Source organism: Nocardia sp. NBC_01377, from assembly GCF_045040005.1.
GTDB classification, from domain to species: domain Bacteria; phylum Actinomycetota; class Actinomycetes; order Mycobacteriales; family Mycobacteriaceae; genus Nocardia; species Nocardia noduli.
Window position 1 is genome coordinate 4,468,242 of the sequence record NZ_CP109566.1, and the last position, 25,724, is coordinate 4,493,965.

At 69.2% G+C, this 25,724-nt stretch carries 15 protein-coding genes; 6 read left to right on the forward strand and 9 right to left on the reverse strand.

The window, feature by feature from the left end; all coding sequences use genetic code 11:
• Positions 1-5 precede the first annotated feature (5 nt).
• Together OG225_RS20710 and arc are read right to left on the reverse strand one after the other, a co-directional pair.
• The gene (locus OG225_RS20710) at positions 6-584 is read right to left on the reverse strand and encodes a GNAT family N-acetyltransferase (protein ID WP_405176858.1); all 579 of its coding nucleotides are present in this window, start codon (positions 582-584) and stop codon (positions 6-8) included.
• Positions 585-680: 96 nt separating this feature from the next.
• Positions 681-2,441, reverse strand: coding sequence for a proteasome ATPase (gene arc / locus OG225_RS20715; RefSeq protein WP_405176859.1), 1,761 nt, complete (start codon positions 2,439-2,441; stop codon positions 681-683).
• A gap of 179 nt (positions 2,442-2,620) precedes the next feature.
• On the opposite strand from arc, the gene OG225_RS20720 reads away from it, so the two are divergent.
• Positions 2,621-3,145, forward strand: coding sequence for a hypothetical protein (locus tag OG225_RS20720; RefSeq protein ID WP_405176860.1), 525 nt, complete (start codon positions 2,621-2,623; stop codon positions 3,143-3,145).
• 45 nt (positions 3,146-3,190) lie between these two features.
• Here the strand turns inward: OG225_RS20720 and OG225_RS20725 are convergent, their stop codons facing one another.
• Positions 3,191-4,024 (reverse strand): tRNA (adenine-N1)-methyltransferase, encoded by an 834-nt coding sequence (locus OG225_RS20725; protein WP_216913913.1) that lies wholly within the window; start codon positions 4,022-4,024, stop codon positions 3,191-3,193.
• Positions 4,025-4,137: 113 nt separating this feature from the next.
• On the opposite strand from OG225_RS20725, the gene OG225_RS20730 reads away from it, so the two are divergent.
• Positions 4,138-5,049, forward strand: a complete 912-nt coding sequence (locus OG225_RS20730) for a RecB family exonuclease (RefSeq protein ID WP_405176861.1) — start codon at positions 4,138-4,140, stop codon at positions 5,047-5,049.
• A gap of 13 nt (positions 5,050-5,062) precedes the next feature.
• Here OG225_RS20730 and OG225_RS20735 read toward each other — a convergent pair whose 3' ends face one another.
• The 3 genes from OG225_RS20735 to OG225_RS20745 all read right to left on the reverse strand — a co-directional run bounded on the left by OG225_RS20735 (position 5,063) and on the right by OG225_RS20745 (position 7,106).
• Complete coding sequence (locus tag OG225_RS20735) at positions 5,063-5,554, reverse strand: hypothetical protein (RefSeq protein WP_405176862.1); 492 nt, start codon at positions 5,552-5,554, stop codon at positions 5,063-5,065.
• 85 nt (positions 5,555-5,639) lie between these two features.
• Positions 5,640-6,380, reverse strand: a complete 741-nt coding sequence (locus OG225_RS20740) for a YeiH family protein (protein WP_405176863.1) — start codon at positions 6,378-6,380, stop codon at positions 5,640-5,642.
• A gap of 57 nt (positions 6,381-6,437) precedes the next feature.
• A complete protein-coding gene (locus OG225_RS20745; RefSeq protein ID WP_405176865.1) occupies positions 6,438-7,106 on the reverse strand; it encodes a class I SAM-dependent methyltransferase in 669 nt (222 codons plus the stop codon).
• Positions 7,107-7,476: 370 nt separating this feature from the next.
• Between OG225_RS20745 and OG225_RS20750 the strand changes: the two genes are divergently transcribed.
• From OG225_RS20750 to OG225_RS20765, 4 genes are read left to right on the forward strand one after another with little or no spacing between them, the layout of a single operon-like run.
• Positions 7,477-8,382 carry a menaquinone biosynthetic enzyme MqnA/MqnD family protein gene (locus OG225_RS20750; protein WP_405176866.1) on the forward strand — a complete coding sequence of 302 codons (906 nt, stop codon included), beginning with the start codon at positions 7,477-7,479 and terminating at the stop codon, positions 8,380-8,382.
• A 25-nt stretch (positions 8,383-8,407) separates the two neighbouring features.
• Positions 8,408-10,570 (forward strand): AMP-binding protein, encoded by a 2,163-nt coding sequence (locus OG225_RS20755; protein WP_405176867.1) that lies wholly within the window; start codon positions 8,408-8,410, stop codon positions 10,568-10,570.
• 33 nt (positions 10,571-10,603) lie between these two features.
• Complete coding sequence (locus OG225_RS20760; RefSeq protein WP_405176868.1) at positions 10,604-16,057, forward strand: type I polyketide synthase; 5,454 nt, start codon at positions 10,604-10,606, stop codon at positions 16,055-16,057.
• Positions 16,054-17,316, forward strand: coding sequence for an FAD-dependent oxidoreductase (locus OG225_RS20765; protein WP_405176869.1), 1,263 nt, complete (start codon positions 16,054-16,056; stop codon positions 17,314-17,316). The genes OG225_RS20760 and OG225_RS20765 overlap by 4 nt, the downstream gene beginning before the upstream one ends.
• Positions 17,317-17,387: 71 nt before the next feature.
• Here the strand turns inward: OG225_RS20765 and OG225_RS20770 are convergent, their stop codons facing one another.
• From OG225_RS20770 to OG225_RS20780, 3 genes are read right to left on the reverse strand one after another with little or no spacing between them, the layout of a single operon-like run.
• A complete protein-coding gene (locus OG225_RS20770; RefSeq protein ID WP_405176870.1) occupies positions 17,388-18,266 on the reverse strand; it encodes an SDR family NAD(P)-dependent oxidoreductase in 879 nt (292 codons plus the stop codon).
• A 1-nt stretch (position 18,267) separates the two neighbouring features.
• Positions 18,268-19,290: an NADP-dependent oxidoreductase gene (locus OG225_RS20775; RefSeq protein WP_405176871.1), complete on the reverse strand. Its 1,023-nt coding sequence runs from the start codon at positions 19,288-19,290 to the stop codon at positions 18,268-18,270.
• Between the two features lie 38 nt (positions 19,291-19,328).
• Positions 19,329-25,724 carry an SDR family NAD(P)-dependent oxidoreductase gene (locus tag OG225_RS20780; protein WP_405176872.1) on the reverse strand — a complete coding sequence of 2,132 codons (6,396 nt, stop codon included), beginning with the start codon at positions 25,722-25,724 and terminating at the stop codon, positions 19,329-19,331.

Consider the following 25,724-nt stretch of genomic DNA (forward strand, 5'->3'; position numbering starts at 1 on the left):
CCCGATCAATCGCCCCTGATCCGGGCGTGCAGGTGCATATCGTGCCACCCGTCCGCGTGCAGACCGGCGCTGCGCCTCGTGCCCTCCAACGCGAACCCGAGTTTGGCCGCCACCCGGCACGACTGCGTGTTCCGCACCGAGTGCTCCAGTTCGATGCGGTGGAAGCCTCGCTGGTTCAACGCCCAGTCGGTGAGGGCCGCGACGGCGCGCGGGGCCACACCACGACCGCGCGCGGCGGGCACCGTCCAATAGGCGGCAGCGGCTTGGCCGTCGGTCAGCCGGATGTCCCGCAGCGAAGCACGGCCGACAAGGGTGCCGGTGTCGGTATCGATGACCGCCCAATTGGCGTGGGCCGCTTCGTTCCACGCCTTCGCCCACGCCTCCAGCCAGGCACGCACCTCCGCCATCGAGACGGCGATCCGGGCGTGCCAGCGCTGAATCCCGCTGTCCTCGAACGCCTCGAACACCGCGGGCGCGTCGTCGGCCGACCACGGCCGCAGAGTGAGTTCGTCCACGACGAAGCTCGGTTGCGCTGTGTCGGTGAAGTATTCGGCGTCGAGTAGATCCGTTGTCGTCAGTGGCACGATCATCCATTCTGCCCGGCAGTGCCGTCGGCTCGGGCAGGAAAGGAAGAAGCCGCGCCCCCGAGGGAGACGCGGCTTCTCGAAATCGACCGGACCTTACAGGTATTGACCCGTATTCGACTCGGTGTCGATCGAGCGGCTGGCCGAGGCGTTCTTGCCGGTGACCAGCGTGCGGATGTAGACGATCCGCTCGCCCTTCTTGCCGGAGATGCGAGCCCAGTCGTCCGGATTCGTGGTGTTGGGCAAGTCCTCGTTCTCGGAGAACTCGTCCACGATCGAATCGTAGAGATGCTGGATGCGCAGACCCGGATTGCCGTTGTCGAGCACCGACTTGATGGCGTACTTCTTGGAGCGGTCCACGATGTTCTGGATCATGGCGCCGGAGTTGAAGTCCTTGAAGTACAGGACCTCCTTGTCACCGTTGGCGTAGGTGACCTCCAGGAAGCGGTTGTCCTCGCTCTCGGCGTACATCCGGTCGACGACCCGCTCGATCATCGCGCGGATGCAGGCGCCCTTGTCGCCGCCGAATTCGGCCACGTCGTCCGCGTGCAGCGGCAGCGTCTCGGTGATGTACTTCGAGAAGATGTCCTGCGCCGATTCGGCGTCGGGCCGCTCGATCTTGATCTTCACGTCCAGACGGCCCGGCCGCAGGATCGCGGGGTCGATCATGTCCTCGCGGTTGGAGGCGCCGATGACGATGACGTTCTCCAGGCCCTCGACGCCGTCGATCTCCGAAAGCAGCTGCGGCACAACGGTGGTCTCCACATCGGAGGAGACACCGGAACCACGGGTGCGGAAGATCGAATCCATCTCGTCGAAGAACACGATCACCGGGGTACCCTCGGACGCCTTCTCGCGCGCACGCTGGAAGATGATCCGGATATGGCGTTCGGTCTCGCCGACGAACTTGTTCAGCAGCTCGGGGCCCTTGATGTTCAGGAAGAACGACTTGGCTTCCTTGGCATCCTCACCGCGCGCCTCGGCGATCTTCTTGGCCAGCGAATTGGCCACCGCTTTGGCGATCAGCGTCTTACCGCATCCGGGCGGACCGTAGAGCAGCACCCCCTTGGGCGGGCGCAGCGCGTACTCGCGGAACAGATCCTTGTGCAGGAAGGGCAGTTCGACGGCGTCGCGAATCTGCTCGATCTGCCGGGTCAGGCCACCGATGTCGTGGTAATCGACGTCGGGAACCTCTTCCAGGACCAGATCCTCGACCTCGGCCTTGGGGACGCGCTCGAACGCGAAACCCGCCTTGGTGTCGACGAGCAAGGAGTCTCCGGGACGGAGTTTGCGGATCGGCGAATCGGGGTCGTCCACGTCGTCGTATTCGGCGATCTTGGACAGCGGGCCCGACAGCCACACCACGCGTTCCTCGTCGGCATGACCGACCACGAGGGCGCGACGGCCGTCATCGAGGATCTCCCGCAGGGTGCCGATCTCGCCGATCGCGTCGAAGACGCCCGCCTCGACCACCGTGAGCGCCTCGTTGAGGCGAACGGTCTGGCCGTACTCGAGTACGGCGGTGTCGATATTCGGCGAGCAGGTCAACCGCATCTTGCGTCCCGAAGTGAACACGTCGACCGTCTGATCGTCGTACACGCCGATCAGAATGCCGTATCCACTCGGTGGCTGACCCAGCCGATCGACCTCCTCGCGCAACGCGACCAGCTGCTGGCGCGCTTCCTTGAGGGTGTCCATCAGCTTCGTGTTGCGAATGGTCAGCGAATCGATGCGGGCTTCCAACTCCCGCGCCTGATCCGGCGAATCGGCGAGTTGCCTTCGGAGTGCAGCCGCCTCGGCGCGTACCGCCTCGAGCTCTCTCCAGGCCGCCGAATCCGAATTCTCGATGGGGCTCATGTGCTGCTCCTCCCAGTCCCGGTCTATCAACGCTACCGGGCGTGGTCAATTCTCGCTTTCCGACATGGTTTCTTCGTGATCACATCTGCACTGCGATCGGCGGCCGGAGGTCCATGTTAGCCTGCCCTAACCCGATTGGGGCGAGAGTTGTCGCCCTACGAGCCGAAAGGTTGCTCACCATGCTCCTTCCCGCCAGAACTCTGCGCTTCTGCGTAGCGACGGCCGCGGCGGCCATCGCCGTGACAGTCGGTCTCACCGGATGCGGATCCGACGACGATTCCGGTTCCGCCGCCGGCACCACTGCCACTGCAAGTACCACAACCGCGGCCTCGGCAACCACCGGATCGGGGCAGGCCGCGGGCGCGACGCCGTCGGCCGAGGAGTTGCAGACCACGCTGGCGATTCTGTCCGACCCGGCCAAGACCACCCAGGACAAGGTCGCGATCGTCGTCGACGGCGAGAAGCGGGCCACCAACATCGAGACCATGACCAAGGCTCTCGCGGGCTACGGAACGCTGAAGTTCGTGGTCAGCGACGTGAAGGTCGCCGGCGACACCGCCACCGCGCAGGTCGTCATCAGCTCGCCGAACGGCGACGCTCCGCCCATGCCCCTGACCTGGCAGCAGGTCGGCGGCAAGTGGAAGCTCTCCGACGCGAGCACCTGCGTACTGCTCGGGTTCGCCCAAGCGCCCTGTACGCCGTAGTCGCATCGGCCCGTGCGCGCCCGAAGGCACGCACGGGCCCGGGGCTCAGCCCTTCGAGGGGCGACGTTGGGGCTTGGGGGTCACCGTTCCCTCGGCGAGGCGGCGCGCGCTCACCAGGAAGGCCGTATGGCCCTGCATACGGTGTTCGGGGCGTACCGCGAGGCCGACCACGTGCCAACCGCGCACGATCGACTCCCAGGAACGCGGTTCGGTCCAGCATTCCTGTTCGCGCAATGCCTCCACGATCCGCGACAACTGTGTGACTGTCGCCACATAGACGATCAGGACACCTCCCGGCACCAGCGCCTTGGCGACCGCGGGCAGCGCGTCCCACGGCGCGAGCATGTCCAGCACCGCCCGATCGACCGGTTCGCCGTCGTAGTCGGCGACGTCGCCGACCGTGAGCGACCAGTTAGCCGGACGTTCGCCGAAGAAGGTCTCCACGTTGCGCACGGCGTGCTCGGCGTGGTCGTCGCGGATTTCATAGGAGATCACCTCGCCTTCGGGACCGACCGCGCGCAACAGCGAACATGTCAGCGCGCCGGAGCCCGCACCGGCCTCCATCACCCGCGCGCCGGGAAAAACGTCGCCCTCGTGCACGATCTGCGCGGCGTCCTTCGGGTATATCACGGCGGCCCCGCGCGGCATGGACAGCACGTAGTCGATCAGCAGCGGACGCAGCGCCAGATACGGTGTGCCGTTCGTGGAGTTCACCACGGTGCCCTCGTCGGCGCCGATCAGGTTGTCGTGCTTGATGCCGCCGCGGTGGGTGTGGAATTCCTTACCCGGCTCCAAGACGACCGTGTAGAGGCGCCCCTTGGCATCGGTCAGCTGCACCCGGTCACCGATGGTGAATGGCCCGGTCCGTCTGGCCGTCATGAATCTCCGTTTCGCTGGCGTGAAGGTGCTGTCGGCGCGAGCGCGGCCTGCGTGCTCACGCAGCGACCGCCGTTCGCGCCGCGGTGTCGGTACCGCCGGATAGCCTGCCAGGTATGCCAGCGCCCGTGTCCACGCCCCCTGCCGACGACGAGATGTCCACGGCGTCCGAGCCTGCCCGGGTCCGGCGACGCCCCGCGCTGTCGCCCTCGCGGGCAATGGATTTCAAACAGTGCCCGCTGAAGTACCGACTGCGCGCGATCGATCGGATTCCGGAACCGCCCACCCGTCACGCCGTGCGCGGGACGGTCGTGCACGCCGTGCTGGAGGACCTGTTCGGACTGCCCGCCGCGGACCGGGCGCCCCAGCGCGCCGACACCCTCGTCGGCCCGGCCTGGGAGCGGGTACTGGCCGACCGCCCCGAGATCGCCGAACTGTTCGCCGACTCCGGTGTCGACGGATTCCTCGCCGAGGTGCGGGCCCTGGTCGAGAGCTACTACCGGCTGGAGGATCCGACCGGATTCGATCCGGAATCGCGGGAGGCCGGGGTCGAGGCGGAACTCGACGACGGGGTGCTGCTGCGCGGTTTCATCGACCGCATCGATGTGGCGCCGACGGGTGAGCTCAGGGTCGTCGACTACAAGACCGGTCGCGCGCCTGGACCGACCAGTGAGACCAAGGCCCTGTTCCAGCTCAAGTTCTACGCCCTGGTCGTGCTGCGCACCCGCGCGATCCTGCCCGCCCAGCTGCGACTCATCTATCTGGCCGACGAACAGGTACTCACCTACGCGCCGGAGGTGGAGGAACTGCGGCGTTTCGAACGCACCCTCTCCGCGCTGTGGGCGGCCATCACCGAAGCCGGGCGCACCGGCGATTTCCCGCCGAGCACCAGCTGGCTGTGCTCGTACTGCGATTACAAACCGCTGTGCCCCGAATACGGCGGCACGCCGCCGCCGTATCCCGGTTGGCCGTCCGACGGGGCGACCGAATCACCGGACGAGACGCTGGCGGAAGCGGTTTCGGACTGAAGGCGCGGCCCGATCACACCCCGAATTCGTCACAGAGGTCGATGTACCGCTCGAGGTATTCCGGGGTGGATCGGTGGGCCGCCAACCCGACGGTGTCGAATTCGTCGGAGCCGGGCACCGCGAGCACGCCGAGCGCGCGCAGGGCCTCGTTGATGGTGCGCACCGAGCGCGCCGGTCCACCGTCGACGGCGACGACCGCCCACTGACTTCCGTTTCCCGCGAAATAGTCCGTGAACACCACGGCGAACGCGGGATCGGGTCGATCACACAGTCGCGCCGCGATCGTGGCCGTGACCGCTTCGCGGGGAAAGATGCCGGGCGCGTCGGAGGGGAGGTCGAAATATTCGGTGATCCCCCGTTCGGCTTGCCGGTACGCCGTGTAGTAGTGCGTCAGGTGGAACAGGGTCAGGTTCTCGCGCAGCGGTACCGGCACCAGATCCCATTCCACAACCGCGTCCGCGTCGAATCGTCCCGGTACGAGCAGCGCGGTGATGGCGTGCGACACGCTCAGAACCCTATCGCTGCCCGGCCGCGCCGACGGAGAATGACCGCCCGACGGCGTCCACGAGTCGTTCCCGTCGCGGCACGGGTCAGACGGTGAAGTTGTGGAAGAGCAGCACCGAAAGACCGAGACCGACAGCGAGATTGACCACGGCGGCCGAACCGAAGACCGCGATCGGACGCCAGCCCGCGTCCCGCAGTACCTTCGGCGAGAATTCCAGGCCGATGGAGACGAAGGCCGAGATCAGGAACCAGGTGCGCAGATCGTTGACGATCGCGATATGTGCCGCGCCGGTCTTCTTGTCCACCGATCGCAGATACAGCGTGCCGATCATCGACGCCGCGATGAAGGCCAGCACGAATTTCGGGAACCGATCCCAGAATTCACGCGGTGAGGGGCGCGCGCCGCCCGCCACCCGTTCGACGCGCAACGTGAAATACGCGGTGAGCGCGATCGCGACGACGCCGATCAGGGCATTCTGCGTGGTCTTCACGATCGTGGCGATCTGCAACGCCTCCTCCCCCGCGATCGCCGCGCTGACACCGCAGATCGATACCGCCGAGGACAGCAACGCGCGCAATTTGTCGTCCAGTCCCAGCACCCCGCCGAACCACCAGGTGAACCCGAAGACGATCGTGATCAGCAGCAGCGCCTGCACGATGGACGGTCCCGCCGCCGTCACCAGGATCTTCAGGTTGATCGAAGCTCCGAGCAGCACCACGCCGGTCTTGATGAAGAATTCCGTGCGAAATCCCGCGGAAAGCCGCTCCCGCAGAGCCAGTTTCGTCAGGATCACATTGCCGATCAGTCCGATGGCGATCGCGTACACGGATATTCGATGACGCGAAAGAGAGTCGTGAACGTAGGCCACGCGTGTAGTTCGGCGCTAGTTTGCGGAATCGACGCCACGGGTGCCGGGAGCGTCGTAGACCAAGGTGTATCGCCAGAACAAGTGACGCCGAATGCGGGCACCAGGCAGGACAACTTCAGCAGCGGCCCGGATGTCGGCCGAGGTCTCGTCCGGATCAGCGGTCGGTGCTGCCATGTGCGGCGGTGGCTCGCTCGCGCGGGCCGGATGCTTGATCAATCCCATGACCGGGTTGGCGGCGATGGAAGGTAGATCGGCGAGGAGGTCGATAAGGCCGGCCGCGCGGTAGCATCCCACCACCACCAGCCGCCCGCCCGGGGCCAGGCACTCGCGCAGTTCGCGCAAGGTCGGCACCAGCGGGAGGTGATGCAGGACAGCGACGAGGACTACAGCATCCCAGCGCCGCCCCGGATCGCGGCCTGCGAAGTCGGTGTGAACGACGGTCACGGCGGGATCGCCGACGAAGCGCTGCTTCGCGATGCTGACCATCGCGGGGTCGGGCTCCAGCGCGGTCATGGTAGTGACCTCTTCGCGCAGCCGGGCGACGAGATTGCCCGCACCGCACCCGACGTCGAGGACGTGACGGGCTCGGGAGGCTGCTACCTGCTCGACGACCCAAGGTCCGTAGTGGTCGTTGTGGCTCCAGGGATGTCGCTGATTGAACCGGTCGAGTCGAGATAGCAGCATCCCTGCATCCTCCCGGCCGCTGCGCCCGAAGTCATCAGAGCCCGAAAACTACATCCGAACTCCGCAACCATCCCCGCAAACCAACCCTGAAAAGTACACACGAACAGGACAGCGTTCCTCACCGAGAGCCCGCACAGTACCGACGCCGTACCCGTACTGACACCGGTTGCGTTCACCGTGAATAGATCACGCGCACAAGCCGAATCACCGAGAGCCGAGGCTTGTCGACGGAACGCCGATACGGATTCTCCGACGGAATGTCAATGTGGACCATCCGGCCGGTCGGGTTGGTCCAGTCAGGGCCGGTAACAAGCCCATTAGGGGACGCCTAGGGGTTTGCACACCTCACCGATCACGCGACAGTGAGGTCATGCGCGCAATCTCCGGTGCCGGCTCGACAAACCGGTCCTCCCGCGGTGGATCCCCCGGTCAGCGACGGCCACGAGTCGGGCACATCGAATTCCTGAACTGGCTGCCGATCCTGTGGGGGCTCGCTCGCACAGGTAATCTCATCGATCTGGATCTGGTCCGCGACACGCCCGAGAACCTCAGCGACGCACTGGTCGCCGACGATCTCGACATGGGCCCCATCAGCCTGATGGAGTTCCTGAGCCACTCCGACCAACTCGTGATATTGCCCGATATCGCGATCGGCTGCGACGGCCCGGTCATGTCCTGTCTGATCGTGAGCAAGATTCCGCTCGATCAGCTCGACGGGCAACGAGTCGCGCTCACCTCCACCAGCAGGACATCGGTGCGGCTGACGAAACTACTCCTCTCGGAACACATCGGGGTCCATCCCGAGTATTTCGTGAGTCCGCCGAACCTGGAAACAATGCTGGCGCAGGCGCCCGCCGCGGTGCTGATAGGTGACATGGCGTTGCGCGCCGCGCTGTTCGACGCTCCCGCCGCGGGACTTCTGGTGCACGATCTCGGGCAGATGTGGCGGGACTGGACCGGACTGCCCTTCGTGTTCGCGGTGATCGCGGCCCGGCGCGACTTCGCCGAGCGGGAACCCGAAACCGTCCGCCGCGTCCACGCCGACCTGCTCGCCGCCCGCGACATCGCCATGTCGGAGATGGACGAGCTCTGCCAACGCCTGGCTCGCTGGGAGGAGTTCGACGCCGCGACCCTGCGCCGGTACTACACCGACGCACTCGATTTCGGACTCGGCCCACGACACCTCGCGGGCATCGCCGAGTTCGCGACGCGGGTGGGTGGCCCCGCGGCGGGCTTTCCGGTGGATGTTTTCGCGACCCTGCTCGATTCGGCCTGAGCCGAGACCGACAAAGGAGTTAGTGATGCCATTTCACGGGTCACCGTTCAGCAGCGATCTGAGTCCGGCCGCGCGCGTCGACGAGCTGGCCAGGAATCGTGGCGAACAGGTCGCGATGGTGTACGAGGGCGCTACCTACAGCTATGCCGCGGTCGCGGCACAGTCCAGGCGATTGGCCGCCACGCTGTCGGACAGCGGTGCGGTGGAAGGCGATCGGATCGGCTATCTCGGCGGCAACAGCCTCGCCTTTCTGACCACCTTCCTGGCCGCGGCGCGGATCGGCGCGGTTTTCGTGCCGGTGAACTCGCGACTGACATCGCCGGAGGTCGCGCTGATTCTCGAGGACTGCGCCCCGCATTCGCTGATCGTGGAGCCCGGACATCGACAGATCGTGGCCGAAGCACTGGCCGAGACCGATGACGACCGGGTGCGACTGCTGTGGGCGCCCGGCGATCCGGTTCTCGACGGTCCGACCGCCTCCCCCGCCTTCGCCGACCACACGCCCTCCGAGGAGTTCGCCGACGTCCGGTCGACCCCGCTGCGCTGCGACGCGGACCGGGTCGCGATGCTCACCTACACCTCGGGCACCACCGGCCGCCCCAAGGGCGTGGAACTCACCCACGGCAACCTCTGGTGGAACGGCGTGAACCTGGACATGGTCGCACCCGCGATGCCAGGGGACATCACCTTGGTCGTGGCACCGCTGTTCCATACCGCGCCGTTCGGCTGCTTCACCCTGCGCACCCTGCTGCGCGGCGGGACGGTGGTGCTGCGCCGGGACTTCGAGCCTGCGCATCTGCTGGCGGACCTCGTCGACTACCGGGTCAACACGGTGTTCGCGGTACCCGCGATGTTCGCGGCGGCGGCGGCGGTACCCGAATTCGCCGACGCCGACCTGTCGGCGCTGCGCACCGCTGTCACCGCGGGAGCCCCGGCACACGCCGAACTCATCGGCCGCTACCTCGACCGCGGCGTCACCCTGCAACAGGCATACGGCCTGACCGAGACCTTGTTCGCGACCTGTCTGCCCGCCCAGCAGGCCGCGACGGCGCCCGCTTCGGCAGGACTGCCGTTGCCCTACACCGAGATCCGGGTGATCGACACGACGAGCCGAGTCGTGCTCGACGAGCCGGGCGCCCGCGGCGAGGTGTGCCTGCGCGGTCCGACCGTGGCGGGGGGCTACCGCAACAACGACGCCGCCACCGCCGCCTCGTTCGACGCGGATGGCTGGTTCCACACCGGTGACGTGGGTTATCTCGACGACGACGGCTGCCTCTACCTCGTCGACCGGCTCAAGGACATGATCATCGTGGGCGGGGACAACGTGTACTCCGCCGAAGTCGAGCAGGTGCTCGGCCACTTTCCCGGCGTCATCGATGTGGCGGTGGTCGGTGTGCCCGACCCGCACGAGGGTGAGAGTGTCGTCGCGATCGTGCTGTGCCGGAAAGGGGTCGAGCCGAGCTTGGCCGAACTGCGCCGCTTCGCCCGGACCGAGCTGGCCCGGTACAAACTGCCGACCCGCGTGGTGCACGCCGATAAGATCCCCCGCAACGCGATGGGCAAGATCGACAAGGTCGATATCCGCGCCATGCTCGCCGAGGGCGACGAACGCCGTTTCAGCGAAGCGGCAGCCGACGGGCCCGCGCGAACAGCAGGCACCGCGTCGGAGCAACGCGCGGACGGATTGCGGACCCTGGCTTCCCTTCCGCCCGACGAGCAGCGCCGCGCGGTCTTCGACCTGGTGACCGCGAGCATCGCCCGCACCGTGCACGCCGCGCCCGCCACGCTCACGGCACAGGACCGCTTCGACGACCTCGGGTTGAGTTCACTCGCGGCGGTCGAGCTGAGCCGTGGGCTCGGCGTCGCGCTGGGTCGTCGCCTGCCGACCACCGTGGTCTTCGATCACGCGACGGTCGGCGCCCTGGTGAAGCACCTGCAAACCCAACTGGCCGCCGAAGTCCGCCGCTCCCCCGCCCTCGAGCACCTGACCGAGTTCGAGCGGGTGGTCCGGCAGGACCCGCCGAGTGACGCGCTGCGCACCGAACTTCGCATCCGGCTCCGTAGTTCGCTCAATCGTCTCGCGACGAACGAAGCCGCGATGACCACGATGACCCGACCGGACCCCGTAGCCGAAACATCCGATTCCGAATTGTTCACCCTGCTCGACGCTGAACTCGGATCGGTCTGAGTACCCCGATCCCGGCCTGAGAGGTACCTGTCGATGACCGACGAGACAACGCTGCGGCACTATCTGCGGCGCACCGCGGGCGCACTGCTGCGGACCAGGGACGACCTGCACCGGTTGGAAGCCGCACGCAGCGAACCGATCGCCGTCGTCGGCATCGGCTGCCGCTATCCCGGTGGCATCCAATCGCCGGACGACCTGTGGGACTTGGTGAACTCCGGTGCCGATGTGGTGTCGGAATTCCCCGACGACCGCGGCTGGCGACTGGATTCGCTGTTCGACGACGATCCCGATCATCCCGGCACCGTCTATGCCCGCACCGGCGGATTCCTCGACGACGCCCTCGATTTCGACGCCGACTTCTTCGGCATCGCACCACGCGAGGCACTGGCGATGGATCCGCAGCAACGGCTGCTGCTGGAGGTGTCGTGGGAAGCGTTCGAACACGCGGGCCTCGACCCGGCGCAGCTGCACGGCAGCGAATCCGGTGTGTTCGTCGGCGCGATGTACCACGACTACGCCAGCAGGCTGCGCACCGTGCCCGGCGAACTGGAAGCCCAGCTCGGCACCGGTAGCGCGAGCGGTGTGCTGTCGGGTCGGCTGTCCTACGTCTACGGGTTCACCGGGCCCACCGTGACAGTGGATACGGCGTGCTCGTCCTCGCTGGTGGCGATGCACCAGGCGATCGGGGCGCTGCGCGGCGGCGAGTGCGGACTGGCACTGGCGGGCGGGGTGACCGTGATGTCGACCCCGTCGAGCTTCGTAGAGTTCAGTCGCCAGCGCGGGCTCGCCCGTGACGGTCGCTGTAAGGCGTACGCGGCAGGCGCGGACGGCACCGGATTCTCCGAAGGTGTCGGCCTGCTCGTCCTGGAACGCCTCTCCGACGCGATCCGCAACGGTCATCGGGTATGGGCGGTGCTGCGCGGATCCGCGGTGAATTCCGACGGCGCCTCCACCGGACTCACGGTGCCGAACGGGGCTGCCCAGCAGCGCGTGATCCGGCAGGCGCTGAGCGCCGCGGGTGTACAGCCCGGCGACATCGACATGCTCGACGGACACGGCACCGGTACCACCCTCGGCGATCCCATCGAGGTCCGCGCCCTGCTCGACGTGTTCGGCGGGGAACGCGACGCCGAGCCGTTGTGGCTGGGATCTGTGAAATCGAACCTCGGACACACCCAGGCGGCAGCGGGCGTCGCGAGCGTGATCAAGACCATCATGGCGATCCGGCACGCGACAGTGCCGGCCACGCTGCACGTCGACGCCCCGACACCGCACGTCGACTGGGCGAACGGCGCCGTAGCGCCCATCACCGAGGACCGGGCGTGGCCGCGGACCGGCAGGCCACGGCGCGGCGGGGTCTCGTCGTTCGGGATCAGCGGGACCAACGCCCACGTCATCGTCGAGCAGGCCCCGGAAACCGAACCGGCACAATCGGATTCGACACCGGCCGCACGGGAGCAAGCCTCGCCGCTCGCTACGTGGGTCGTGTCGGCCAAATCCGACGCGGCCCTCGCCGGCCAGGCGGGACGGCTCGCGCAGTGGGTCCGCGCGCGAACCGACCTCGCCCCCACCCCGACCGGTCGCGCGCTCACCGCCACCCGGTCGATATTCGGGCACCGCGCCGTGATCTTCGGACGCGACCGCGGCGAGTTGCTCGCCGGTCTGGACACCTTGGCGGTCGGCGGCGAATCCCCCAGTGTCGTGCGCGGCGTCGCCCACGAAGGTCGGATCGCGGTGATGTTCCCCGGCCAGGGTGCCCAGCGCAACGGCATGACTCGCACGCTCTATGCGACAAGTCCTACCTACGCTGCGGCTTTCGATGAAATATGCGCCGAATTCGATCGGCACCTCGACGGCATCGGGCTGGCCGAAGTGATCTTCGCCGAGCCCGGCACCGAGGCCGCGCAGCGCCTCGACCGCACCGGCTACACCCAGGCCGCGCTGTTCACGGTGGAGGTGGCGCTCTACCGGTTGGCCGAATCCTTCGGTCTGCGACCCGATTTCCTGATCGGGCATTCCATCGGCGAACTGACCGCCGCCTATCTGGCAGGCGTGTGGAGCCTGGCCGACGCGGCACAGCTGGTGTTCGCGCGCGGGCGCATGATGGACAGCCTGCCGGGCCGTGGCGCGATGCTCGCGGTGGCGGCCGGAGAGCACAAGGTCGCGCCGCTGCTGGTCGGCCGCGAACACGCGGTGTCGGTGGCGGCGATCAACGGCACGGCCTCCGTGGTGCTCTCGGGCACCGATGCGGCGGTGGACGAGATCGCCGCCACCTTGGAGACATTGGGACGTCGCACGAAACGGCTCCGGGTGGCGCACGCGTTCCATTCACCACTGATGGATCCGATGCTGGCCGAGTTCACCGAGGTCTGCCGCCGTCTCGAATACCACCCGCCCCGGATTCCCCTCGTGTCCGACGTGACCGGTGCGATCGCGGATCCGGCGGTGCTGTGCACGCCCGAGTACTGGGCCGCGCAGGTCCGCAGGCCGGTGCGTTTCTTCGACGGGATCACCGGCCTGCACGCCGAGCGCGATGTGCGCATGTTCCTCGAGATCGGCCCGGGAACCACCCTGACGGCACTGGCCAGGGAGGCGTTCGCCGGGGAGACCGGAGTGACCACGGCGCCGCTGCTGCCCGGACGACGCGACGAGACCGACGCGGTGATCGCGGGCCTCGCGACCGTGTTCGCCGCCGGAACACCGGTCGACTGGTATCCCGAGCCCGCGGGCACCGATCCGGTGCCGCTGCCGACGCACGCGTTCCAACGTCGCCGGTACTGGCTCGACGCGGACTCCGACGAGCTGCCCGGCGCCACCGCGACCGGGCACCGGTTGCTCGACCGCGCGATGGCGCTGGCCGACGACGCGGTGCTGTTCTCCGGGTCGCTCTCGCGCGATACCTGCCCGTGGATCGACGACCACGTCGTCCACGGCGCCGCGCTGCTGCCCGCGACCGCCTTCGTCGACATGGCATTGTTCGCCGCGAGCTGGTGTGGCCGGGACGAGCTCGGCTCCGTCGACGAACTCACGGTGGTGGCGCCGCTGATCGTGCCCGCGCACGCGACGCTGTCGTTGCAGGCCGTGGTCGGCGCGCCCGAGCCCGACGGCACCCGATCGCTGACCATCCACTCCCGCCTCGGCGACGACGCGGCCCAGGCGTGGACGCGCCATGTGGAGGCCACCCTCGGCGCCGACGGCCCGGCACACGACGCGACCGGTCCGACGGCGGTGCGCGATTGGCCGCCCACGGGCGCGGAGCCGATCGACGTCGACGCGCGGTACCGGGAACTCGCGGCGGCCGGTTTCCACTACGGGCCTGCCTTCCGCGCCACCGCGCTCTTCACCCGCGGCGAGGACCTGTTCGCCGACGTCGTGCTCGCCCCCGAGGTGGACGGCGGCGGATACCGCGTCCATCCGGCGATCCTGGATGCCGCGCTGCACCCGCTCGCCTCGGTGGACGCCGAGCGAACACGGCTTCCCTTCTCCTGGCGCGGTATTCGACTACATCGCGTGCCGGAACCCGGTCCGCTGCGGGCCCGGCTCGGCATCGTCGACGACCATTCGACCGTAGAAATCCTCGACACCGCCGATCGGCCGGTACTGACCGCGGCCGCGCTGGTGCTGCGGACCGTCGACCCGGACATGCTCAGGGCGGCCGCCGGACGGTCGGCGACCGGGGGCACCGTCGACTCGCTGTTCGGGCTCTCCTGGGTCGAACTGCCCGGTACCGCGGGCGCGGGGCAGGGCCGCGCCGCCGATATCACCGGCGCGGCGCCGACCTGGTTCGATGTGCCCGCGACCGATCCGACGCCGGCCGGGGTCCGCCTCGCGCTGGCCGCGACGCTGGACCGGCTGCGATCATGGCTGGTCGAGGAGGAATCCGCCGTCCTGACCATCCGTACCCGCGGCGCCGTCGCCGTCGGTACGCAGAGCGTGGGCGATCCGGGCGGCGCCGCCGTCTGGGGCCTGGTGCGCTCGGCGCAGACCGAGCATCCCGGCCGGTTCGTCCTGGTCGACGTGCTGGACAGCGAACCGGCCACCCTGCCCTACGGCGAACCCCAGATCGCGGTCCGCGCCGACCGATTCCTCGCTCCACGACTGGTTCCCGCGCGGCGACGCGCGACCGAGCCCGAGCGGGGCGCGCCGGTATGGAACTCCGAGGGCACCGTGCTCATCACCGGTGCGAGCGGCGGCCTCGGCGGGCTGGTGGCACGACACCTCGCGGCCGAGCACGGGGTCCGGCATCTGCTGCTGCTGAGCCGCGGCGCCATCGACACCGCCGAACTGACGGCCCGCGGGGTACAGGTCACCACGGCCGCCTGCGACGTCACCGACGGTGCCGCCCTGGCGACGGCCATCGCGACGATCCCGGCCGAGCACCCCCTCCTCGCGGTGGTGCACGCGGCCGGTGTGGTCGACGACGGCCTGATCGACAAGCTGACACCCGAACAGTTCGAGCGGGTACTGCGTCCCAAGGTGGACGGAGCGTGGAACCTGCACAACGCGACCCGCGAGCTGAATCCGGCCGCGTTCGTGCTGTTCTCGTCGGTCGCGAGCGTCCTCGGCGCGGCCGGTCAGGGCAACTACGCCGCCGCGAACGCCTACCTGGACGCCCTCGCCGGTCGACGCCGCGCCGAAGGGCTGCCCGCGACGGTACTGGCCTGGGGGCTGTGGGCCCGTCGGACCGGCATCACCGGCCACCTCGACGCGACCGATCACGCCCGTATGGCGCGCACCGGCATCGTCGCGCTGTCCGACACCGAGGGGCTGCGCCTGTTCGACGCGGCGTGCGAGCGCGAGGAGACCTTCCTGGCCGCGGTCGCACTCGACGCCGCCGCACTCGATCGGGCCGGTGCGCCACCGCCGTTGCGCGACCTGATCCGCCCGCGTCGGCGCACCGACATCGGCGCGGGCGCCACCCGGCGACACGACTCCGCCGACGCCGATCCGGCGGCCCTGTCCGCCCGATTCGCGACGATGGATTCCGACAGCCGCCGCGAATACGTGCGTGATCTGGTGCGCGACACCATCGCGACCGTCCTCGGCCACGCCGCGGACTCGACCGTCGACACCGATCGCTCGTTCAAGGAACTCGGTTTCGACTCGCTCACCGGGATGGAGTTGCGCACCAGGTTGGGCGCGGCGACGGGCTTGCGCCTGCCCGCCACCCTGGTCTTCGACCATCCGACACCGGATGACGTGGCAGCCCACCTCGACGAACGGCTCGCGGCCGAGACCCCTTCCACCACGGCACTGTCCGACGACACCGTGCGAGCGATGCTGGCCCGGATACCGATCCAGCGACTGCGCGAGGTCGGACTGCTCGATTCGGTGTTGCGGCTGGCCGACCAACCGGCGAGCCACGAACCGACCGCCCCCGACCGCTTCGCCGAGGTGGCCGACCCGGGCACCGCCGCGATCGCGTCGATGTCGGCGGCCGAACTGATCCGGATGGCTCGCGGCGACAACGACAGGACCGTGGCGTGAACGATCACGAATACGACGTCGTCGTGGTCGGTGGCGGATCCGCCGGGGTGGCCGCCGCCGTCGGCGCCGGCCGGGCGGGTGCGAGAACGCTGCTGGTGGAACGTGGTCCGTGCCTCGGCGGGGCGGCCACGCTGCGCAATGTGCTCACCTACTGCGGGATCTACACCAGGGCGGACCCGCCGCGGCAGGTGGTGTTCGGCATCGCCGACGAGGTGTTGGCGGGCCTGCGGGCCATGGACGCGGTGACCCCGCCGACCCGATTCACCTCGGTCGCCGTCGTTTTCGATCCGGAAGCGGTGAAGGTGGTCCTCGACCGGATCTGTGCCGAGGCGGGCGTCGAGGTCCATCTCGACAGTCAGCTCGTCGCCGCCGATCGTGATGCGGGCCAGATCATGTCGATTCGCGTCGCGAACCATCAGGGTGTTCGACAGATCAGCGCGGCCGCGTTCGTCGATGCGACCGGCGAGGCCGATCTGGCGACGTTCGGCGGCGCCACGGTGCGCTACGGCAACGACGGACTCGTCCAGAACGGCACGCTCGGCGTCCGCTTCGGTGGTATCGCGGCGGATGCCGACATCGCCCGCGACACGCTGTCGGCGGCCATCCGGGCCGCCAAGTCCGGTGGCGCTCCGCTGTTGGCCGAACGCGGACTCGTCGCGCGCCTGCCGGTGTCGGGTGACGTCATCACCTACGTCGTTGACGAGGGATACGACGCCCGCGACGTGAGGCAGTCGACCCGCGCGCAGACCCACGCGCGGATCCAGGCGCGCGACTATCTCACCGCGCTGCGCGCCATCCCGGGGTGGGAGCGCGCCTACATCGTGAGCACCGGCCCCGAGATCGGCACCAGGGAGTCGCGCCACGTCGTCGGCACCTATCAGCTGACGGTGGACGAGGTCCGCGGCGGAGCCCGGTCCGAGGACGTCATCGCCCTGGGCGCCTGGCCGATCGAATATCACCCAGGCGCCGGGGTTCTCCCGCAGTGGGAGTTCATCGACGACGACGGCTTCTACGACATTCCGTTCGGCGTGCTCCAGAGCATCGACACCGTCAACCTGTTCGCCGCGGGCCGCGTCGTCGACGCCGACCGCCTCGCCGGGGCGTCACTGCGGGTGATGGGCACCGCGTTCGCCACCGGACAGGCCGCGGGCATCGCCGCCGCGGTCTACGCCGATCGCACCACGGCGCTCGCCGTCGGCGCGGTCCAGAAACATCTCGTCCACCAGGGCGCCTACCTGCCCACGATAGATTCCCACTGAGAACGGATTCCACGGAGACGAGAAACGGGGCCTGGTGACAGGCCCCGTTTCTCGTTTGCGCACCCGGCAGATCAGTCCACGCCGACAACCCCGGCGGTGCGCTCGACGACGCGGGCGCCGAACTCGGGATCCCGCGATGCCGACGACGAACGGGCGAGCCCGTTCCTGTCGTAGTAACCGCCGGTGGCGTGTGCCGACTCCGGATCGGCGGCCAACCGGACGAGCGGGGCCGCCCCGCCGTGCGCAGTGGTCATGAACGGGCGCCCCACGGTTTGGATCACCCGGAACACTCCGCCCGCCGCCACACCGAACCCGGTGGCCACCGCGCCCGGATCGGCCGCGTTCACGGTGACCCCGGAGCCCTCCCAGCGCCGCGCGAGCGCGTAGCTGTAGGCGAGGGCTGCCAGTTTCGCGTCGCAGTACGCCGCGACCTGGCGGAACTTCCGCTCGTAGGACCAGTCGTCCAGGTTCGGGTTGCCGCGTTTCTCCATGAACGACGACGTCACGATCACTCGCGACGGCACCCCGGCCGACTCGGCACCGGCGCGCAGTGCGGCGAGCAGCCGGTGCGTCACCGCCGCGACGGCGATGTGGTTGAGGGCGAACGACCGCTCCACCCCGTCCGGCGAGAGCTCACGGCCGGCGAACCCGCCGCCCGCGTTATTGAGCAACACGTGCAGACCGCCGGGCGCGGCCGCCCCGACCTGTTCGGCGAACGCACGCACCCCGCTCAACGAGCCGAGGTCCGCGGCGACCGGAACGAAACGGCCCGCGCCCGCGGCGCCCAACTGCTGCGCCGCGGCCGCTGTCCGTCGCGAATCACGCCCGTGCACGACCACTGTCGCGCCCGCGGCGCCCAAGGCCGCCGCGGCGGCATAGCCGATACCGCTGGTCGAACCGGTGATGACGGCAGTGCGCCCCGACATCGATCCGGGTGCCGGGTCGGTCATCTCAGCTCGCGTTCGACTCGGACAGCGACACGACGGTCTTGCCGACGTTCTCGCCGCGGATCATCGCCGAGTACGCCTCGAACGCGTTCTCGATCCCGTCGAACACCGTCTCCTCGGCCTTCAACGAGCCGTCTGCCAGCCAGCCCTTCGCCTGCGCGAGGTAGTCGGGCAGGACCGCGAAGTAGTCGGCGGCGTTCATACTGAACAGCGATACCCGCTTGCCGATGATCAACGGCAGGTTCTTCGGGCCGGGGGGCAGCGAGTCGGTGTCGGTGTCGATGGTGGCGAGCGAGCCGGACAGGATCACGCGGCCATGGGGTTTGATCGCGCCGAGCGCGGCATCGAGCTGCTCGCCGCCGACATTGTCGAAGTAGACGTCGATACCGCCCGGTGCGGCAGCGGCCAACCGGGCCGCCACATCGCCGGCGCGGTAGTCGATCGCTGCGTCGAACCCGAATTCCTCCACCAGCTTTCGGGTCTTCTCCGGTCCGCCCGCCGAACCGATCACCAGCTTGGCCCCGAGTTTGCGCGCCAGCTGACCGGCCACCGAACCGACAGCGCCCGCCGCCGCCGAGATGAACACGACGTCACCCTCGCTCACCTTCGCCACCTCGGTGAGGCCGACGTAGGCGGTGAGCCCGGTGGTGCCGAGCACGCCCAGATACGCCTGTGGCGCAACGGAAGTCACGTCGACCGGCTGCGCCCAGGCTGCCAGGGTGTACTCGCGCCAGCCGTCGAAGTGGCTGACGACCGCACCGACCGGCAGCGCGTCGTTGGCCGAGGCGATCACCGTACCGACGGCGGCACCGGTCAGCGGCACATCGAGATCGAACGGCGGCAGATAGCCGTCGCCCGCGTTCATCCGGCTGCGCATGTACGGGTCGACCGACATCCAGTCGTTGCGGATCAGCGCCTGGCCGGGGGCGGGATCGGCCAGGGTCACCGTGGCCAGTTCGACATCGGCGAGCGTGGGGGTTCCGGCGGGACGGGCGATCAAACGCCATTCACGGCTGGTAACAGGCAAGGCAAGCTCCTTCGCTCAGTGTGGACGGCGCGCCGGGATCATGCCGACGCGGGGTTGCTGTCGATGAACTCGAATATCGCGGTGTCGTCGGCCAGATCGATCCGTTCACCGACGACGTCGGGTTGTTGCGGGCCACGCAGGCGTTGCGCGGCGTCGAGCAGTCCGGCGACGGCACGATCGCGTTCGGCGTCCGACGGATCGGCCCCGCCCAATCTGTCGAGCAGGGCGGTCAATTCGCCGAGCAGCGGCGCGACCGGGTCGGCATCGGATGCCAGCAGGCCACACAGGTGTTCGGTGAGCGCATACGGTGTCGGATAGTCGAACATCACGGTGGTCGACAACATGACACCCATCGATTTCTTCAGGTGGTTACGGAGCTCGACCGTGGTCAACGAGTCGAACCCCATGTCTACGAATCTCTGTTGTGGATCGAGTGCTTCATCGGCCACCCGACCGAGCACGGTGGCCACATGTCGTGCCAGGAGTTCCGACACGACCCGACGCCGGTCGGCGCCGCTGCGCCCCAGGAGCAGCAGCGCGGTGTTCTCCAGCACCGGCGCCGACTGCGCATCGCGACGCATACGAACGATCGTACTCAACATCGCGGGCAACGGCGACCCGGCCGTGGCCGACGCCCTCGCCGCCGCGACATCGATGCGCAACGGCACCGACGCCGCCATGCCCGACGACAGCGCCGCGTCGAACATCCCCAACGCCTCCGCGGTGGACAGTGGCGTGAACCCACCGCGAGCCATCCGGTCCAGATCTCGCTGCGCCAGATGCCCACTCACGCCGCTGCTCTGGGACCACAGCCCCCACGCCAACGACGTCGCAGGCACCGCGGAACGGGCGGCGCGCACCGCGAGCCCGTCCAGATAGGCGTTGCCCGCCGCGTAGTTGGCCTGGCCCGCGTTGCCGAGAACGCCCGCCGCCGAGGAGAACAGGACCAGCGCCGACAGATCGAGGTCACGGGTCAGCTCGTACAGGTTCCACGCGGCGTCGACCTTCGCGGGCAGCACCCGGTCCAGATCGTCGATGGTCAACTTCTCGAACGCCGCGTCGCTCACGGTGCCCGCGCAGTGGATGACAGCACCGAGCGGATGCTCGGGATCGATGCCGTCGAGCAGGGCCGCCAGCGCGGCCCGATCGGCGACATCGCACGCGGCGACCGTGGCTTCGGCGCCGCCTTCGCGCAGCTCGGCGACGAGTTCGGCCGCGCCGGGTGTCTCGGCACCGCGCCGGGAGGTCAGCAGGATCCGTCGAACTCCGTACTCGGCCACGACATGTCGTGCCAGCGCGGCGCCGATCGTGCCGACACCGCCGGTGATCATGACCGTGCGGCCGGGATCCAGCGGCGGCGGCACGGTGAGTACCACCTTGCCGACCTGGCGGGCCTGGCTCACGAACCGCAGCGCGCTCGTTGCCTGTCGCACGTCCCAGGTGGTGACCGGCGGCGGGGTGAGCGCGCCCGCGTCGAACAGTGCCACGATCTCGGCCAGCATCTGCGCGATGCGGTCCGGCGCGACCTCGGTGATGAGGAACGAGTGGTAGCCGACACCCGGGTACTCGGCGGCGATCGCAGCGGGATCGCGGCGATCGGTCATGCCCATCTCGACGAACTGCCCGCCGCGCGGCAGCAGCCGCAGCGACGCGTCGACGAATTCGCCCGCCAGCGAATCGAGGACGACGTCGACACCGTTCCCGTCGGTCGCGACGCGGAACTGTTCCTCGAAGTCCAGGGTCCGCGAATTGGCGATCCGCTCCGGCGCCAACCCGTCCGCGACCAGCACGTTCTGCTTGCCCGGACTCGCGGTCGCGTAGACCCGCACACCCCAGTGCTTCGCCAATTGCCGAGCGGCGGTGCCGACGCCACCGGTCGCGGCGTGGATCAGCAGGGATTGGCCCGCGCGCAGGTTCGCCAGGTCGAGCAGACCGTAGTACGCGGTCAGGTACACCACCGGCACCGAGGCGGCCTGATGGAACGACCAACCCTCCGGGATCCGCACGATCGTGCGGTAGTCGGTGACCACCGTCGACCCCACACCGTCGAACAGACCCATCACCCGATCGCCGGGCGCGAAGTCGGTGACGTCGGGCGCCACGTCGATGACCACACCGGCGCCCTCGCCCCCCAACACGGCGTCCGGATACGGGTACATGCCGATGCTGATCAGCACATCGCGGAAGTTGATGCCCGCCGCCCGCATCCGCACCCGCACCTGCCCAGCGGCCAGCACGGGAACGGGATCATCGGCGAGGCGGCTCAGACCGATCGTGGTCAGCGTGCCCTTCTCCCCGATCGTCAACCGCCAGTGCGGATCCCGGATCGGGTCGGCCACGTCGGCCATGTCGATCACGTCATGACGGATCATCCTCGGCACCGACGCACTCGCCCCGCGCCAGGCCACCTGTGGCTCGGCCGCCGCGACGGTCGCGGCGACGGCGTCATCGAGCACGGTGTCCGGGCCGAGGTCGAGCAGCACCAGCCGATCCGGGTTCTCGGTCTGGGCCGACCGCAACAGTCCCCAGATCGCCGCACCGCGCAGATCGACGGTGTCGGTCACCTCGACCGCCACCGCACCGCGCGTCACCACGACCAGCGTGGTGTCGGTCAGGCGTTCGGTCGCGAGGAACCGTTGGACCTGGTCCATGACCAACGCCGTGGCGGCGCGCACGTCCGAGGGCTCGTCGGTGCCGTGTGATGCGATGACCAGGACCGCGTGCTCGGGTGCGCTCCGCGCGCCCTCGAGGTCGGCGAAGCTCGGCACGGGCGTCGCGGGCGTACTCGGCAGCGCGGCGGCGGGCAGTGGAATCCACTCCACCGCGTAGAGCGGATGCGCGCTCGAGCGGGTCCGCTCGTCGGATCCCGCCGACTCGCGCAGCAGCAGGGCGTCCACCGACAGCACCGGTCGGCCCGCGGTGTCGTCGGCGGTGACCCGGAGACGATCGGGTGCCGTCGCCGTGAGTGAGACGTGCAGCACCGACGCGCCCACCGCGTGCAACCGCACGCCCTCCCAACTGAACGGCAACCGCAGGGGCGCAGCGGGTTCGGTGTCGACCATGCCGTGCAACGCGGCGTCGAGCAGCGCGGGGTGCAGGTGGAACCGGGTGGTGTCGAGGTCGTCGGGCGCGGTGACGGTGGCGAACACGTCGTCCCCACGGCGCCACAGCTGACGGACACCCCGGAACAACGGGCCGTACTGATAGCCGAGTCGCTCGAGTCGCTGATAGAAGTCGGCGGTCTCGACCGGCACCGCGCCTTCGGGCGGCCACGCCGCCGAACCGGTGTCGGTCGCGGCCCGCTCGCCGAGGTCGCCGCCCGCGCTGAGGGTCGCTTCGGCATGGCGCCGCCAGCCCGCACCGGCGCCGGAGTGCACCGTCACCGGGTAGCGGCCGTCCTGCGGTTCGTCGATGATCAGTTGGACGCGCACGTCATCGGCGCCGGTCAGCGTCAGCGGGGCGACGACGATCAGGTCGTCGACGCGGTCACAGCCGACGCTGTCGGCCGCCCGCAGCAACAACTCGACGAACACCGCGCCCGCCACCACGACCTGCCCGCCGATCCGGTGATCGGCCAGCCACGGGTGCGTCCGGGTCGACAGCACGCCGGTCAGCACGACGCGGCCACTGTCGGCGACCGAGATCTCCGCCCCGAGTAGCGGATGCGCCGCGGCGTCCAGACCCGACGCGGTCACATCACCGGCACCGGCCTCTATCGGCAACCAGTAGCGCTGGTGCTCGAACGCGTAGGTAGGCAACGAGATCCGGCGTCCGCCCGCCAGCGCGGGCAATCCGGCCCAATCCACCGCGACGCCGGCCGTATAGGCACGGGCCAGCGCGGTGTACACCGACAACTCCTCATCCTGCGCGGGGCGCAGCAACGGCACGACGACCGCGTTCGACGAACCGTCGTCGTCGGCGAGAACCAGCGACGACAGCGCCGCACCCGGCCCGACCTCGAGGAAAACGCCCACCCGACCGGATCCACGCAACCAGCTCAGCCCATCGGCGAAGCGCACCGGGCCGCTGACATGGCCCACCCAGTACTCGGGCGAGCACAGCTCCGCCGCGGTGGCACGTTCGCCGGTGCGGTTGGACACCACCGGAATCTGCGGCGCGTGATAGGTGAGATCGGCGCACACGGCGGCGAACTCGTCGAGCATCGGCGCCATCAACGGCGAATGGAACGCGTGGCTCACCCGCAGGCGTTTCACCGACGCCGCGTCGAAGTGCGCGGCGATCTCGGCGACGGCGGCCTCGGCACCCGAGATCACCACCGATCGGCTCGCGTTCATCGCGGCGATGCTGACCCGCGTGGACCGCTCGGCGATCAGCGCCGCGACGGTCTGCTCGTCGCTCGCGATCGACAGCATGGCGCCACCTTCGGGCAGCGACTGCATCAGGGTTCCGCGCGCCGCGACGAGGCGGGTGGCGTCGGCCAGGGACCAGACCCCGGCCAGATACGCCGCGCTCACCTCGCCGATGGAGTGTCCGACGAGGAAATCCGGTCGCACACCGAATGATTCGATCAGCCGGAACAGCGCCACCTCGGTCGCGAACAGCGCGGCCTGGGCGTAACCGGTGCGGTCGAGCAGCCCCGGTTCGCCCGCGCCGTCGATGACGAGCTCGCGCAGGGATCGACCCAGTGTGCCGTCCAGGTACGCGCACACCTCGTCGAAGGCGGACGCGAAGACCGGATGGCGCGCGGCGAGCGTCGCGCCCATACCGACCCGCTGCGCGCCCTGGCCGGGGAACAGCATCGCCACCCGGGTCGAGGAGTCCGCCGAGCCGAGGTGGACCGCGCTGGACTCGGTGTCCGTCGCCAGCGCCGCCAGCCCGGATTCCAGTTCGTCGCGGCCGTGGCCCAGGATCACGGCGCGGTGGCTGAACCGGGATCGGCTCACCGCCGCGCTGAGACCCACATCGGCGGCCGCGTGTTCGGGGTGCTCGGCGAGTGCCTCGCCGAGCCGGGCGGCGTTGGCGCGCAGTGCCGCCGAGGTCTTGCCGGACAGGACCCACGGTGTCAGCGGGCCGTCCGCCGGGTCGACGAGCACCGGTTCACCGATTGTGGCGCCGACCGTGTCGGATTCGAGGATGACGTGCGCGTTGGTGCCGCTGATGCCGAACGACGACACCGCCGCGCGCCGTGGCCTGCCGGTCTCGGGCCACGACCTGGCCGTGGTGACCAGTTCGATCGCGCCGCTGTCCCACTCCGCGTACGGCGTGCGGTCATCGACGTGCAGCGTGGGCGGGACGACACCGCCACGCATCGCCAACACGGCCTTGATCACCCCGGCCACGCCCGCGGCGGCCTGGGTGTGGCCGATATTCGATTTCGCCGACCCGAGCAGCAGTGGACGGGTCCGCCCCTGCCCGTAGGTGGCCAGCAGTGCCTGCACCTCGATCGGATCGCCGAGCCTGGTCCCCGTGCCATGCCCTTCGACGAGGTCGATGTCGTCGGCGGTGAGCCGCGCGGCCGACAGTGCCCGGCCGATCACCCGTTCCTGCGCCGCCCTGCTCGGCGCGGTCAACCCGTTCGACGCGCCGTCCTGGTTGACCGCGCTGCCGCGCAACACCGCGAGCACCTCGTGGCCGAGACGGCGAGCGTCGGACAGCCTTTCGACCAGCACGACCGCCGCGCCCTCGGACCAGCCGGTCCCGTCGGCGGCCGCGGCATACGACTTGCACCGGCCGTCGGTGGCCAATCCGCCCTGCATCGCGAACTCGGCGAACACCTTCGGCGTCGACATCACGGTGACACCACCGACCAGGGCCATCGAGCACCCACCGCGCCGCAACTCCAGCGCCGCGGTATGCAACGCCACCAACGACGACGAGCACGCCGTGTCTATGGTCACCGCCGGACCCGTGAGACCGAGCGCGAAGGCGACCCGGCCGGACACGACGCTGGCCAGACTGCCCGTGCGCAGATGACCCTCCACCTGTTCGGGCACGGTGTGCAGGCGATCGGCGTAATCGTGGTACATCACGCCCGCGTACACGCCGGTCTCGCTGCCACGCAGACTGACCGGATCGATACCCGCGCTCTCGATCGCCTCCCACCCGACTTCGAGCAGCAACCGCTGCTGGGGGTCCATCGCGAGCGCCTCACGCGGCGAGATCCCGAAGAACGCCGGATCGAAATCCATGGCGTCATAAAGGAATCCACCGAGATGGGGATACGGCGGCGCGTCCGGTTCGTCGACCCAGCCCCGGTCATCGGGGAAGTCGCCGATGCTGTCCGCGCCGTCGAGCAACTGCCTCCACCACCGGTCCGGCGAATCGGCCCCGCCGGGCAGTCGGCAGGCCATGCCCACGATGGCGATAGGCTCGGACAGCTGGGCACTGAGCTGATCGTTGCGCCTGCGTAGCTGATCGCCTTCCAGCAGCGAACTACGGAGCGCTTCGACCAGTTCGTCGTCGTGTGGCGTCAT

Excerpts from the sequence above, each read along its gene's own strand:
- OG225_RS20780 (WP_405176872.1), bottom strand. The coding sequence starts at position 25,724 with ATGACGCCACACGACGACGAACTGGTCGAAGCGCTCCGTAGTTCGCTG.
- OG225_RS20750 (WP_405176866.1), top strand. The coding sequence starts at position 7,477 with ATGCGCGCAATCTCCGGTGCCGGCTCGACAAACCGGTCCTCCCGCGGT.
- OG225_RS20755 (WP_405176867.1), top strand. The coding sequence starts at position 8,408 with ATGCCATTTCACGGGTCACCGTTCAGCAGCGATCTGAGTCCGGCCGCG.
- OG225_RS20730 (WP_405176861.1), top strand. The coding sequence starts at position 4,138 with ATGCCAGCGCCCGTGTCCACGCCCCCTGCCGACGACGAGATGTCCACG.
- arc (WP_405176859.1), bottom strand. The coding sequence starts at position 2,441 with ATGAGCCCCATCGAGAATTCGGATTCGGCGGCCTGGAGAGAGCTCGAG.
- OG225_RS20745 (WP_405176865.1), bottom strand. The coding sequence starts at position 7,106 with ATGCTGCTATCTCGACTCGACCGGTTCAATCAGCGACATCCCTGGAGC.
- OG225_RS20720 (WP_405176860.1), top strand. The coding sequence starts at position 2,621 with ATGCTCCTTCCCGCCAGAACTCTGCGCTTCTGCGTAGCGACGGCCGCG.
- OG225_RS20760 (WP_405176868.1), top strand. The coding sequence starts at position 10,604 with ATGACCGACGAGACAACGCTGCGGCACTATCTGCGGCGCACCGCGGGC.
- OG225_RS20770 (WP_405176870.1), bottom strand. The coding sequence starts at position 18,266 with ATGACCGACCCGGCACCCGGATCGATGTCGGGGCGCACTGCCGTCATC.
- OG225_RS20725 (WP_216913913.1), bottom strand. The coding sequence starts at position 4,024 with ATGACGGCCAGACGGACCGGGCCATTCACCATCGGTGACCGGGTGCAG.